This is a genomic window from Enterococcus lemanii, from assembly GCF_016909125.1.
Classification (GTDB): Bacteria; Bacillota; Bacilli; order Lactobacillales; family Enterococcaceae; genus Enterococcus_I; species Enterococcus_I lemanii.
Genome location: NZ_JAFBFD010000025.1, coordinates 33,129 through 44,725, shown reverse-complemented (window position 1 = coordinate 44,725; position 11,597 = coordinate 33,129). Strand labels below are relative to the sequence as shown.

The 11,597-nt window shown below is 33.1% G+C and carries 20 protein-coding genes; 4 read left to right on the top strand and 16 right to left on the bottom strand.

Annotation, left to right across the window (positions count from 1 at the left end):
• The 7 genes from JOD14_RS08355 to JOD14_RS08325 all read right to left on the bottom strand — a co-directional run.
• Window positions 1-279: hypothetical protein (locus JOD14_RS08355; protein ID WP_204654376.1), on the bottom strand; the 279-nt coding region annotated here is incomplete at its 3' end.
• Window positions 201-467: a hypothetical protein gene (locus JOD14_RS08350; protein ID WP_204654375.1), complete on the bottom strand. Its 267-nt coding sequence runs from the start codon at window positions 465-467 to the stop codon at window positions 201-203. The genes JOD14_RS08355 and JOD14_RS08350, both read right to left, overlap by 79 nt.
• A 74-nt stretch (window positions 468-541) precedes the next feature.
• Complete coding sequence (locus tag JOD14_RS08345; RefSeq protein WP_204654374.1) at window positions 542-691, bottom strand: hypothetical protein; 150 nt, start codon at window positions 689-691, stop codon at window positions 542-544.
• A 41-nt stretch (window positions 692-732) separates the two neighbouring features.
• Window positions 733-1,230 (bottom strand): hypothetical protein, encoded by a 498-nt coding sequence (locus JOD14_RS08340; protein ID WP_204654373.1) that lies wholly within the window; start codon window positions 1,228-1,230, stop codon window positions 733-735.
• 6 nt (window positions 1,231-1,236) lie between these two features.
• A complete protein-coding gene (locus tag JOD14_RS08335) occupies window positions 1,237-1,533 on the bottom strand; it encodes a hypothetical protein (protein ID WP_204654372.1) in 297 nt (98 codons plus the stop codon).
• Window positions 1,534-1,564: 31 nt separating this feature from the next.
• Window positions 1,565-1,849 carry a hypothetical protein gene (locus JOD14_RS08330; RefSeq protein WP_204654371.1) on the bottom strand — a complete coding sequence of 95 codons (285 nt, stop codon included), beginning with the start codon at window positions 1,847-1,849 and terminating at the stop codon, window positions 1,565-1,567.
• A 37-nt stretch (window positions 1,850-1,886) separates the two neighbouring features.
• Window positions 1,887-2,177: a hypothetical protein gene (locus tag JOD14_RS08325; protein WP_204654370.1), complete on the bottom strand. Its 291-nt coding sequence runs from the start codon at window positions 2,175-2,177 to the stop codon at window positions 1,887-1,889.
• Window positions 2,178-2,324: 147 nt separating this feature from the next.
• On the opposite strand from JOD14_RS08325, the gene JOD14_RS08320 reads away from it, so the two are divergent.
• Both JOD14_RS08320 and JOD14_RS08315 read left to right on the top strand, forming a co-directional pair.
• Complete coding sequence (locus JOD14_RS08320) at window positions 2,325-2,642, top strand: helix-turn-helix domain-containing protein (protein WP_204654369.1); 318 nt, start codon at window positions 2,325-2,327, stop codon at window positions 2,640-2,642.
• Between the two features lie 11 nt (window positions 2,643-2,653).
• Window positions 2,654-2,827 (top strand): hypothetical protein, encoded by a 174-nt coding sequence (locus tag JOD14_RS08315; protein WP_204654368.1) that lies wholly within the window; start codon window positions 2,654-2,656, stop codon window positions 2,825-2,827.
• Between the two features lie 406 nt (window positions 2,828-3,233).
• Here the strand turns inward: JOD14_RS08315 and JOD14_RS08310 are convergent, their stop codons facing one another.
• The 9 genes from JOD14_RS08310 to JOD14_RS08270 all read right to left on the bottom strand — a co-directional run bounded on the left by JOD14_RS08310 (window position 3,234) and on the right by JOD14_RS08270 (window position 10,190).
• The gene (locus JOD14_RS08310; RefSeq protein ID WP_204654367.1) at window positions 3,234-3,437 is read right to left on the bottom strand and encodes a hypothetical protein; all 204 of its coding nucleotides are present in this window, start codon (window positions 3,435-3,437) and stop codon (window positions 3,234-3,236) included.
• 258 nt (window positions 3,438-3,695) lie between these two features.
• Window positions 3,696-4,493 carry a DUF2785 domain-containing protein gene (locus JOD14_RS08305; RefSeq protein WP_204654366.1) on the bottom strand — a complete coding sequence of 266 codons (798 nt, stop codon included), beginning with the start codon at window positions 4,491-4,493 and terminating at the stop codon, window positions 3,696-3,698.
• 146 nt (window positions 4,494-4,639) lie between these two features.
• Window positions 4,640-5,200 carry a histidine phosphatase family protein gene (locus JOD14_RS08300; RefSeq protein ID WP_204654365.1) on the bottom strand — a complete coding sequence of 187 codons (561 nt, stop codon included), beginning with the start codon at window positions 5,198-5,200 and terminating at the stop codon, window positions 4,640-4,642.
• Window positions 5,200-5,853 carry an amino acid ABC transporter permease gene (locus JOD14_RS08295; RefSeq protein WP_204654364.1) on the bottom strand — a complete coding sequence of 218 codons (654 nt, stop codon included), beginning with the start codon at window positions 5,851-5,853 and terminating at the stop codon, window positions 5,200-5,202. Before JOD14_RS08295 ends, JOD14_RS08300 begins: the two co-directional genes overlap by 1 nt.
• A 12-nt stretch (window positions 5,854-5,865) precedes the next feature.
• Window positions 5,866-6,513: an amino acid ABC transporter permease gene (locus JOD14_RS08290; RefSeq protein ID WP_204654363.1), complete on the bottom strand. Its 648-nt coding sequence runs from the start codon at window positions 6,511-6,513 to the stop codon at window positions 5,866-5,868.
• A 21-nt stretch (window positions 6,514-6,534) separates the two neighbouring features.
• On the bottom strand, window positions 6,535-7,335 hold the full coding sequence (locus tag JOD14_RS08285) for a transporter substrate-binding domain-containing protein (RefSeq protein WP_204654362.1): 801 nt from the start codon (window positions 7,333-7,335) through the stop codon (window positions 6,535-6,537).
• Between the two features lie 23 nt (window positions 7,336-7,358).
• Window positions 7,359-8,090, bottom strand: coding sequence for an amino acid ABC transporter ATP-binding protein (locus JOD14_RS08280; protein WP_204654361.1), 732 nt, complete (start codon window positions 8,088-8,090; stop codon window positions 7,359-7,361).
• Between the two features lie 197 nt (window positions 8,091-8,287).
• On the bottom strand, window positions 8,288-9,136 hold the full coding sequence (locus tag JOD14_RS08275) for a DegV family protein (RefSeq protein ID WP_204654360.1): 849 nt from the start codon (window positions 9,134-9,136) through the stop codon (window positions 8,288-8,290).
• Window positions 9,137-9,293: 157 nt separating this feature from the next.
• The gene (locus JOD14_RS08270; RefSeq protein WP_204654359.1) at window positions 9,294-10,190 is read right to left on the bottom strand and encodes a LysR family transcriptional regulator; all 897 of its coding nucleotides are present in this window, start codon (window positions 10,188-10,190) and stop codon (window positions 9,294-9,296) included.
• Between the two features lie 166 nt (window positions 10,191-10,356).
• Between JOD14_RS08270 and JOD14_RS08265 the strand changes: the two genes are divergently transcribed.
• Window positions 10,357-10,743, top strand: coding sequence for an MFS transporter (locus JOD14_RS08265; RefSeq protein ID WP_204654358.1), 387 nt, complete (start codon window positions 10,357-10,359; stop codon window positions 10,741-10,743).
• Between the two features lie 64 nt (window positions 10,744-10,807).
• A complete protein-coding gene (aroD, locus tag JOD14_RS08260) occupies window positions 10,808-11,563 on the top strand; it encodes a type I 3-dehydroquinate dehydratase (protein ID WP_204654357.1) in 756 nt (251 codons plus the stop codon).
• Window positions 11,564-11,597: the final 34 nt, after the last annotated feature.

Below are 11,597 nucleotides of genomic sequence, written 5' to 3'. Positions count from 1 at the left end.
AAGAGAAGATGAAGAACTTGAACCAACTGAGTTAGGATAAGACCAACTAACCCCACGAGAAGCAACCGCACGAGAAGCAACCGCACGAGAAGCAACCGCACGAGAAGCAAAAGGAACTATATCAAATGTACTATCTTCAACAACTGAAGAACCTTGAAACTCTGATTCGTCTATTAATGGAAACGGAAAATCTTCATCACTTACAACGCTTTCGCCTTGAAACTGTTGTAAATATTCTTCATCTTGTGCATAGAAATCTTCTTCTTGCCCATCACCCAAAGAATCGCTATCAATGCTAATTTCATCACTACCAACGCTAGTGCTATTTGAATCATAATCATTGCTAGATCTACCATCATCAACATAACTAGACGAGTCAACGGCATAAACATCATGCCCAGCACTAGCAAAACTAAGAATAAAAAAACTATACCTACTCTTTTAGCCCATTTCTTTAAATCAAACATGTTATTTCTCCTTTCAAAAAGAAAAGAGCCAGGGTATCCCCTAGCCCCTAAATCGGTAACTTTAAAATTGCTGCTTAACCTTTATTCATCATTGATTTGACTAAACCAAAACCTTTTTTGGCAACCCATGTAACGGCAAATACTGAAACTCCTGCGCCAATTGCAATAGGTGCTACACCTGTAATTGCTGTAACCACTGGTTCAAACATTTCTGCTGTAAACATACTAACTACCCCTCCTTTTGATTCACTTTTTATTTTTATAATCAGGCAATAAAGCCATCAAATAACCGAGATAAAAACTTATAAGTTGCTACCGCTGGTATAGCAAAACATAAGAACACGATAATTGTCATACTACTAAAGTAACTGGCATCATCAATATTTTTAGATTGTTCTGTTTTCTCAAGTTTCACACTAATTGTTTCAAGTTGTTCTCCAAGCGAATGAAACGCAGTGCTGTTATTACTATCAATTAATTGTAATGCTTCAAGCAATTGAGCTTTAAATTCAGTTTCAGGTACTTCATTAGCTTCTAATTGTTCAATAAATTGCTCAAGTTGCACCGCTCGTTTTTCTGCTACTGCTTTTTCTGCAGTAATCTCTAATTGCTTTTGTTCCTGTTCGACCTTAGCAATTTCTTCAAGTTCTTTTTCATTTTCGTTTTTTTCAATTTGTAATTGCAATTGATCGCTACGAAGCTGTACATCTTGTTTTAAAATTTCAGTAAGAACTTTAAGCTCATTTAAAATTTCTTGTTCCATAACACGTTACTTTTCATTAACGAATAATGGTTTAAAGTTGCTAAAGCTTAAAATATTCAACTTCATGTTACTTAACTGAAATTGCCCTTTCAACGTGCATAACGCAGGCAATTCTTGAAATTGATATTTGTTATAATCTGCAATATCCATACGCGCCTTGATAGGCTTCAAACCTGTTCCATTCTCAAGTAATTCATCTGGTGCAACGTAATGCACTGTTAGTCCTTCAATCAATTCACCATCATCATTTTTAAATGAATAAGGTGACATTCCTAATAAAAGGACTTCTTTTTCAACATTCATTTCACATTCTCCTTTTTATTTATAAATTAACTTATCTAACAATAAGCCATTTATTATCTTTAAATACAAATTTATTAGAAAAACTAAAACTACCTAAAAAAAACGTCTCAACCACTACAACATCTGAAAACGGAAGTGTGTAAATTAAATATTCATTACCCTTATTATTTTTTACTAAAATACCGTTCGTAACAAGAGGCATTGCTTCAGCAGTAACATTTGATAAAAAAGTGTCATAATATTTTTTCGATAAACTTTCTTGAGCAACATTATCAATTACTTTAATAACATTACTTTTTAAAGATTCTCTACTCATTTTTAACACTCCTTCTCCTTTTTATTTATGAATTAATTTAAACGATAAGCCATTCATTGTTTTCAAATACCAATTTATTAGACATTTCAAAACCATCTGAATAACGAGATTCAACAACTACAACATCTGAAAGCGGAATTGTGTAAACTAAAATTTCATTACTTTTATTATCTTTTATTAAAATACCATTCATAAAAAGAGGCATTGCTTCAACAGTAACATCTTCTAATTCTGATAAAAAAGCGTCATAATATTTTTTCGATAAACTTTCTTGAGCAACATTATCAATTACTTTAATAACATTACTTTTTAAACATTCTCTACTCATTTTTAACACTCCTTTTGGTTAAAGTTAACACTTATTGGTTAATTTGATTATAAACCATTTAGGAATACTTTGCAACACAAAATGGTTAACAATTTTTGGTTAATACCTTTAAAATGAAGATATAAATAAATAAAATGGAGGAAATTTATGAATCATAATAAAATTATCATTGATAGACTCTATTATTTTTTAAGACAAAAAAACATGACAATAAATAAACTTGCAGATTTAACAGGAATAAGACAATCAACACTTAGTAATATGATTAATAGGGAAAGTGTACCCAAATTAGATATGCTCTATAAATTATGTGAAGCATTAGAAGTTAGCCTAGTTGATTTTTTGAATATTCCTCCCTACAATGAAAAGAAAAAAGCTGCACAAGATCAAGATTTTTTAAAAACGTTGAGTGAAAACCAAATTGATAAATTGAAAGATTTTATCGAAGCAATAAAATTGGAATAGGAGTGAAATAATTGAAAAAAATCTGGGATAAGAGGAAAATAAAAGATTTTATTATGAACGAAGCCACAGAAAAAGACATGATAGAATTAATTGAAATTATGAGAGCTAAAAAAAATCTCCTGGATCTAGAAAAAATTGCTAAACAAAAAGAAAAAATTGTAAAAGACGTAAACAAGCTATTTTAAGCAAAAAAAAAGACTATTCATCAAGAGTAGTCTTTTTACGTTTAGAAACTAATAATAGAACCGTCAATATTTGAAAAGTATATAAGAACCATTGCAAGTATTTGAAGCAAGATAGCGAACCACAAAGAAGATTTACTAAGTCCCTTTGAAGATAAATAATCTTTGCGAATTTTCCCACTTGTAAAAATAAAATAAAAGATCGCGAAAATTGATAACAGTAAAATAATTTCTAACGCAATCCCAGACCATAAACGGCCACTGTTGATAATTGTCAAAATAACCCCTCACTTTTTTTAAACAATTATAACATAATCTACTGTAAACTTACATTTGCACTTTATACATTATATAAAGTTACTAAACCTTAGAGAAGCGTAATAGCTTATTTTTTTTTTTGCTTTTTTTATTATAAATAAGACTTACTACCTGTATAAACCTGCTCTACATAATAAACTGGCGTTAAATTTACATCACACATCATTTTTGTTGCTGGATCATAAAAAAGTTTTCCATCACGTTTTAATAAATAATAAAACATTTCTTCTTCAAATAAATCTGTAAAACCTAAACCGCATTTTAAATACTCTTTTAAATTATCAAATTCAATCATTTTATTTTCCTCACAAAGCTTTTAAAGACATTATACACTTGTTAGCGATTCAATCCAATCGATATTAGTTTAAAATCATCGGACATTTATTTTTGCTTGTCAGACATTTAAGCTTGTCCGCGAGCAACCTGCATAACAGACTTATCAGGCGCTTACATTGACAAGCTAATTTTTCCAACACGACCTAAAAAACTATTCCACCAGTTATAAAAAATAATATACTTCAAGTACTCTTTAAAATAATGGATTTCCAATAGCCTAAATAATACCGAACTTTTTGTACATCCAAGAAAAAAATACATCTGAACTAGCTTGAACAGTTGGCATTTCTATTTTTTCAAGGTCTAAGATTTTTGTTAATGTTAATAAGAATTGACTCCAACAGAAATTAAAACTCTCTGCTTCAAGTAATTGATTATTATTTTTATCAATCCAAGTTTTTAACTCTTTTTCAGCTAATTTTTTATTTTTTATTAATTCGATGATTGCAATGGAAAATCTAGCTTCTTCGCTATAAAGAAAGTCATCAATCTCAATTAAAGCTCGGCTAGTACGGTTTAAAATTGCCATAACATCTTCTGTCGTTAAAGTAATTAGTTGGCTTAAAGAACCTAATAAATCCGCACCATGAGCAAAAGCATGTGCCCACCCTTTCCCTTCAACGAAACCGCGGTTATCTTTTTCTTGTGCCATATAAGTTAAACTGATTGCTATAATCTGTTGTTGCTCTTCTAATGTTAACCAACCTTTTTGTTTATGATCTTCAATCAGTAAAACGAGCAACAGTGAAGTAAAACTTCTAGTGAAGACCGCATCATTGACTGTATCTATCGCTAGAAATAAGGACTCTTGTTCCTGGATTTGCTTTAACAACCAGCGTTTTTGCTCTAAGGACAAACGCTGCTCTTCTAACAGTTGAATCCACCCTTGATAAATAATTTCATCACGTAGAACTGGATCGACAGTACCGATGTTCCTAAACATACATTCGATTAATTGGTTGGTCGCACCCTCCTCTTGCTTTAAACCTTTCATTATTTGTTCCTGATCCGTCATAAATTCTCCTCTTTTCTCTTATTTTCCTTGTCTTGTGAATTTGTTTGACAAAATAAAGTTGAAATTATCCCCCGTATCCCCTTTATTGAGTATACTGCTAGTGTAAAAATAAACAAGGGTGAGCTTTTCTAAGGCTCCCCTTGTTTTTAGAAATCAAGTTTTATATTCTCAAAAGAAATAAATTGCTGTTGATTGTCAAAAGTTCCCAAAAAAACATCCGGCATTTTCATTGTTAAAAATTCTTGATAACCAAATGATTGGTTAGTTAAAGTGTTAAACAAGACTGAAAAGGCGGTTCCATGTCCGCAGACAACACCATTTCCGGTTGTTTGCGTTAATATTTCATAAAACGTTGGAACAATCCTTTCTTTTACCTCATTTAAACTATCACCATTTTTAAGTTTAAAATCGAAATCGCCCCATTGCTTTTCAGTGTATCGATCAAAATCTTGGGTTAACCATTCCCCGTTTTTTCGTTCCCTGAGTCCGTCATGTTCAACAAGTGGTAAATTAAAGTGTCTACCAACTGGTTTAATGGTTTCCATCGTTCTTTGAAATGGACTAGAAAAAAGAAATTGAATTTTCTTATCACCAAAATAAGGGACTAAATCATTTGCCAATTGCTTACCTCGTGTTGTTAGAGGCGCTTTTTCATCGTGGACGCTTTGATCACGAATAGAATGGCGAAGAAAGTAAATTTTTCTCATTAAACCGCCCATTTTCTCTCTAATCTTTTTGAAAATACTGATAGCGAATAACAAACAACAAAATAAATAGCAGCCATAGCAACAAACATTGGTAAAACAGCTGTTGGCTCTTGCGCATAAATAATTTTTGCATTATGAGTTAATTCAGGTAACGAAATAATGACAGCAAGTGAAGTATCACGAATCAAAGAAATAAATTGACTGACTAAAGGTGGTAGCATCAATTTAATGCTTTGTGGAAAGATAATGTAGTATAGGGTTGCTAGATAACTTAAGCCTGTCGACCGCCCAGCTTCCATTTGTCCTTTTGGGACAGCAACAAGCCCCGCTCGAATGATTTCTGATAACATTGCTGACTCAAAAATTGTCATCGCAACCACGGCTGACCAAAAAATACTAAATTGAATTCCAATTTTTGGTAAAGCAAAGTAGGTGAAAAAGATAATTAATAGTAAAGGCAAGTTACGAATCACATCAACAATCACCATGACAATATTTGAAATGATTGGAATTTTCATGAAGCGCAAAGTTCCTAAGATACCTCCAATTAAAAAGCTTAAAACAATCGAAACAATCGCTACTTGCAAGGTTACGAGTAAGCCATCTAATAAAAACCGGATGTTGATCCATGAATATGCGGATAAGAAACTCATCTTACTCCCTCCTTAGTTTTTTAAAGTATAATGTTCTTCTAAATGTTTCATTAGATAAGAGATTGGTAACGTAATACATAAATAGATGAAACCAATTAATGTGTAAGTTTCAATTGTTTGAAAAGTCGTGCTTGCAATTAAATCACCTTGGTACATTAAATCGACCCCTGTAACCATTGCTAAAATAGATGAATTTTTTACTAAGTTAATAAACTGATTTCCTAGTGGTGGCAATACAATCTTGTATGCTTGCGGTAAAATAATGTACCACATTGTTTCAACATAGGTTAAACCCGTCGAACGACCAGCTTCCATCTGTCCTTTTGGTATTCCTTCAATCCCTGCTCGAATCGTATCTGCGACAAAAGCGGAAGTGTATAAGATTAAACCCAGTGTCCCGGCCCAAAAACCATCAAATGAGAATCCGTAAATTGGAGCGACAACAAAGAAAAACATAACAATCACTAACAAAGGGATATTTCTGAAAAATTCAACGTAAGCTGTTGCTATTTTTTTTGCTATTTTGAGTGGTGAAACTTGGACTATCGCCATTATCGTACCTATTATTAAACTTCCAATTAAGCCAATCACGCTAGCTAATAAGGTTGTTTTTAAGCCAAGGAAGATTAACTCGCGATTATTAAGTAATAAATCGACCATGATAGTTCTAACCTCCTTAAATTAGTTATTTACAGATGGAAACCAAAAATTAAATATTTCCTGGTATGTTCCATTTTCCTGTATAGTTGCCAATGCTGTGTTTACTGCATTTAAAAAGTCTTGTTGATTCTTATTAATTGCAATTCCATATGGTTCATCCGTAAAAATATCGCCAGCTAAAGTGTATGCTGGATTTTCTTCAGCCATTCCTAACAAAATCGCGTTATCAGTCGTCATGGCATCCCCTTGACCAGATTGCAAAGCTGTAAACGCTTCTGCATAGTTTTCTAACTCTAAAATTTTTGCTTTTGGCGCGTGTTCTCGAATGTTTAGAGCCGACGTTGACCCTTTAACTGCCAAGACGGTTTTAGTTTCATCCAAGCTTTCAACACCAGTAATTGAGCTACCTTTTTTGACTAAAAGTGATTGTCCAGCTGCAAAATAGATATTTGAAAAATCGACTTGTTTCAACCGCTCCTCGCTAATGGTCATTGTTGCAATAATAGCATCAATATTACCGTTTTTTAGCAACGGAATACGGGTTTTAGAAGTCACTTCAACAAACGCTGCTTTGCCATCTGGACCTAAAATCTCCTTAGTCAAAGCTTTTGCAATATCGATATCAAAACCTTCTACTTCTCTTGTTGCAATATTCATTAAACCAAATAACCGCGTATCGTTTTTTACACCCCAAACAATTTTTTGTGTTTCTTCTACTCGATCTAGAATGTTTTGTTCTGCAATTCCTTTAGTTTGGCAGCTCGCCAAGAGAAAAAGACTGAATGTGAGTATTCCTAAATAAAAATATTGTTTTAATTTCAAATGAATCCCCCCTATTCTTTATCTTAGTGTGAAATAATTTTACTTAAAAATTGTTGTGCTCGAACCTCTTGTGGGTTTTCAAAAAAGGCTTCTGCTTCTTGGTCTTCGAGAATTTCACCATCAGCCATAAAAATCACGCGATCGGCCATCTCTCGAGCAAAGCCCATCTCATGCGTAACAACGACCATCGTCATTCCTTCTTCGCTTGCTAGGCTTTTCATAACTTCAAGTACTTCCCCAACCATTTCTGGGTCAAGTGCAGAGGTCGGTTCATCAAACAACATGATATCTGGCTCCATTGCTAAACTTCGAGCAATCGCGATTCGTTGTTGCTGCCCACCTGATAATTGTGAAGGATATAGCTCTTTTTTATCTAACATTCCAACTTTTGCTAATAATTCTTCCGCTTTTTTTTCTGCTTCCGCTTTTGATTTTTTTGTAACTTTCATTGGTGCTAAAGTGATGTTATCTAGCACGGTGCGATGTGGATATAAATTAAAGTGTTGGAAAACCATCCCTAAATTTTTTCGTACGTTATTTAGATTTGTTTTCTTATCTCTTAGATTCACACCTTCGATAAGTAATTCACCAGTTGTGATCTCTTCCAGTGCATTAATACAACGCAACATCGTGCTTTTACCTGAGCCAGAAGGTCCAATTACGACGACAACTTCACCTTTTGAAATATTCAAATTGATATTTTTCAACGCATGGAAGTCCCCATAGTATTTCTCCACATTTTTAAATTCAATCATAATTTGCCTCCTTCTTTTTTACTTAAAAAATAGTAATAGTAAAATTATAAACGATAAGCTTGCTATTTGTAAAGTTTATTCTTTTTAAGGAATTATTTTTGTATAATTATACAATTATTTTTGTATAATTATTTTTTTGGAATAAACAAAATAAACTAACTGCAAAAAACAGTTAGTTTATTTTGAATTATTGAATGTTAAGCGATTGAAATCGTGAATCCTAGAGCTTTTTCTCCTAAGTGGGTCCCAATCACTGGACCAAAATGAGCGATATTTACGCTAATTTCAGGATAAAGGTTTTCTAATTTTTCTTTTTCTTCCATTGCTGCTTGTAAGTTGTTGGCATGAATCACACTAACTTGAACGGGTTGTTGTAGCTCACTGATTCGTTGGCCGATTAAATCTTCAACTCTTGCAAATGCTTTTTTACTGGAGCGAATTTTTTCAAAAAGAACAATTTCACCATCTGAAAAAGTTAAAATCGGTTTAATCTTCAATAACCCCGCAACTAAAGCAGCACCATTTGTTAATCGTCCACCTCGAACAAGGTTATTCAAATCTTCAACAATCATGTAAGCAGAAATACTTGAACGAATCGCATCGATTTTTTTAGTAATTTTGTCAAATGATTGCCCTTGTTCTGCCATCAACAAAGCAGTCTCGACCATATACCCCATCGGCGCACTAGTAATTTTAGAATCATAAGGAATAATTTTTACCTTTGGATCAAAATCGATAATGGTATTCAAATTTCTGACAAATCCTGAGATTCCACTTGATAAGTGGATACTAATAATTGTATCATAACCCTGACTAGCAATGTGTTGATACAATTCTAACGCTTCTCCTAGTGCCGGCTGAGAAGTGGTAGGAAACTCTTTACTATTTTTCAATAATTCATAATAAGCATCTGCTTCAATGTCGATTCCTTCATTATAAATCTTTCCATCTAAGATGACTGGAATAGGAATGATAAATAAATCAGGGTGATTTTTTATTTTATCTGACAAAAAAGCGGTGCTATCAGTAACGACTGCTAATTTCATTTTCAATCCTCGTTTCAAAAAAATTCAAACGTCTCTAATAATATAGCATATAATGGAATGCTTTTGAAACTCTTTTAATAATATATTTAGAAGAAAATACGAATTTGGCTATCACTCAAACCAAATATCATTTAATTTGAAGTAAAAATCCTATTTTCTAAAGATTTAGCCCAATATCGCTTTTCTTTAAACAATAGTCTTTAAATTTTTTAACGACTAGCGAGAGTGTTTCCTGTTTTTTTGAGACTAAGTAAATATTACGCTCAGGTAAAGCATTACGAATCTTTATTTTTTTGACTGGATATGAAGCAATCGAAAGAATATCGGGCATTAAAGCAATTCCGAATCCAGCACTGACAAATCCTAAAATACTGTGGTCTTCTTCTAATTCATAACTTATTTGCAAATCTAAAGAAAACTTTTGAATAACTTCATCTAAAATTGGTCTTAATCCACTATTTTTGTGATAATAAATATAAGGAAATGCTGTCGTTTCGTCTAGTTCAATTTCTTCATGGATTGCTAAAGGATGGTTTTCTGGCACGACCAATATGAGTTCTTCTTTCGTAAATAAATCAAACTGCAAATCAGAATCGGCTTCCACTTTTGAACAAAAGCCTAAATCAATCTGATTTTGCTGAAGCATATCAATAATTTTATGCGAGTTCCCTTGCGAAAAAAGAAAGCGAATCCGTTCGTTATCTGGCATTTGTTTAAAATCACGAACTTTACTCGGAATGCTTTGGGCCCCCAGGGTATAAATGAAGCCAATTTTTATTTCTCCTAAATTAGGGTCAACCATTTCAGTAATTTTGTTTTGAGCCATGTTCAATGATTGCAAAGAAGGAGCTACTTGTTCATAAAATGCTCGACCATACCTTGTCAACGAAAGGTTACGTCCCTTCTTTTCAAATAAAGCGACTCCTAGTTCTCGTTCCAAAGTGTTGATGGCGTGACTAATATTGGGTTGTGAAGTATTTAATTCTTTTGCAACTTGCGTCATATGTTCAGTCTTTGCTAAAGCCACAAAAAACTCTAATTGACGTAGATTCATGAAATCACTCCTTTTGATAAATACATTTTATCAGTTTCATCCATAAATTTCATTAGTATTATTATTTAAAATCAGCTAAGATACGAGAAAGAAAAAGTGAATAAAATCACATTAAAAGATTGTATAACAATTAACAGAAGTTTCGACTCGAAAGGAATTATTAACGATGGCAAAAAAAAGTTACCTCCCTCTTATTTCTAGTCTTTATTTTAATTATATTTTTCAAGGAATGGCCGCAATTATTTTATCACAAAATATGGACTCCTTAAAAGTTTATTGGCAAGCTTCAATGACACAGATTACTTTGGTGATGAGTGCCATTGGACTGGGGCGAGCTCTTGTTTTGTATTTTTCAGGTTATTTCTCAGATCGTTTTGGTAGGAAAAAAACGGTCATGATTGCCTTAATTTCTTATGCAATCTTCTTTATTGGATTATTGGCTAGCCGCCACTTCTTGCTAGCAATCTTCTTTGCCTTATTTGGCGGTATTAGTAATGCCTTTCTTGATTCATGTTGTTTGATGCCATTATTGCTGGCATTGGCTTTATCTTAGCTATTATTATTTTTATTCGTTATCGTCAAACCATTGATCTTACAAAATAGGAGGCTTTTTAACAATGAAAACCGTAAAAATCGGCGAAACCATTATCGGTGAAGGTTTCCCAAAAATTATCGTTCCTTTAGTAGGAAAAACAAGAGAAGAATTAGTAACAGAAGCAAAAAATTTACAAGCAATTGATTGTGATATTGTCGAATGGCGAATCGATTATTTTGAAGAAGTTACTGATTCAAAAGCAACAGCGATTTTCTCTCATGATTTGAAAAAAATCTTAGCAAAACCACTCTTAATTACTTTTCGTAGCAAACGTGAAGGTGGCGAATTAGAATTGCCAGATGCCCAATATTTTGCAATTTATCACGAAATTGTTGAGAATGGCGCAGCGGATCTATTAGATGTCGAACTATTCATGCCTGAAAAAGAAGTCGCAACCCTTCTTTTAGCTGCCAAAGAAAAAGAAGTAAAAATCGTAATGTGTAATCATGATTTTTTTGCCACACCCGAAAAAGAAGAAATCATTCAACGTTTGCGCCTAATGCAAGCAAAAGGTGCGGATATTTGCAAAATTGCTGTGATGCCTAATTCAGCACAAGATGTTTTAACGTTATTGAATGCAACCGATGAGATGTCTCGTTTATATGCCGATCGCCCAATTATTACCATGTCAATGGGCGACAAAGGCATGGTTAGTCGTATTTCCGGTCAACTATTTGGTTCGGCAGCTACTTTTGGAGCAGCTAAGCAAGCTTCTGCTCCTGGACAAGTTCCTGTTTCTGAATTACGTTCAATTTTAAAAACGCTAGCGATTAAATAAGTGTGCCAAAAAAGGCTAGTCAAAAGTAGGAACC

Bases quoted from the DNA above. Each gene is read 5' to 3' on its own strand.
- JOD14_RS08350 (WP_204654375.1), bottom strand. From the start codon at position 467: ATGTTTGATTTAAAGAAATGGGCTAAAAGAGTAGGTATAGTTTTTTTA.
- JOD14_RS08345 (WP_204654374.1), bottom strand. From the start codon at position 691: ATGTTTACAGCAGAAATGTTTGAACCAGTGGTTACAGCAATTACAGGT.
- JOD14_RS08340 (WP_204654373.1), bottom strand. From the start codon at position 1,230: ATGGAACAAGAAATTTTAAATGAGCTTAAAGTTCTTACTGAAATTTTA.
- JOD14_RS08335 (WP_204654372.1), bottom strand. From the start codon at position 1,533: ATGAATGTTGAAAAAGAAGTCCTTTTATTAGGAATGTCACCTTATTCA.
- JOD14_RS08330 (WP_204654371.1), bottom strand. From the start codon at position 1,849: ATGAGTAGAGAATCTTTAAAAAGTAATGTTATTAAAGTAATTGATAAT.
- JOD14_RS08325 (WP_204654370.1), bottom strand. From the start codon at position 2,177: ATGAGTAGAGAATGTTTAAAAAGTAATGTTATTAAAGTAATTGATAAT.
- JOD14_RS08320 (WP_204654369.1), top strand. From the start codon at position 2,325: ATGAATCATAATAAAATTATCATTGATAGACTCTATTATTTTTTAAGA.
- JOD14_RS08310 (WP_204654367.1), bottom strand. From the start codon at position 3,437: ATGATTGAATTTGATAATTTAAAAGAGTATTTAAAATGCGGTTTAGGT.
- JOD14_RS08305 (WP_204654366.1), bottom strand. From the start codon at position 4,493: ATGACGGATCAGGAACAAATAATGAAAGGTTTAAAGCAAGAGGAGGGT.
- JOD14_RS08300 (WP_204654365.1), bottom strand. From the start codon at position 5,200: ATGAGAAAAATTTACTTTCTTCGCCATTCTATTCGTGATCAAAGCGTC.
- JOD14_RS08295 (WP_204654364.1), bottom strand. From the start codon at position 5,853: ATGAGTTTCTTATCCGCATATTCATGGATCAACATCCGGTTTTTATTA.
- JOD14_RS08290 (WP_204654363.1), bottom strand. From the start codon at position 6,513: ATGGTCGATTTATTACTTAATAATCGCGAGTTAATCTTCCTTGGCTTA.
- JOD14_RS08280 (WP_204654361.1), bottom strand. From the start codon at position 8,090: ATGATTGAATTTAAAAATGTGGAGAAATACTATGGGGACTTCCATGCG.
- JOD14_RS08275 (WP_204654360.1), bottom strand. From the start codon at position 9,136: ATGAAATTAGCAGTCGTTACTGATAGCACCGCTTTTTTGTCAGATAAA.
- JOD14_RS08270 (WP_204654359.1), bottom strand. From the start codon at position 10,190: ATGAATCTACGTCAATTAGAGTTTTTTGTGGCTTTAGCAAAGACTGAA.
- JOD14_RS08265 (WP_204654358.1), top strand. From the start codon at position 10,357: ATGGCAAAAAAAAGTTACCTCCCTCTTATTTCTAGTCTTTATTTTAAT.
- aroD (WP_204654357.1), top strand. From the start codon at position 10,808: ATGAAAACCGTAAAAATCGGCGAAACCATTATCGGTGAAGGTTTCCCA.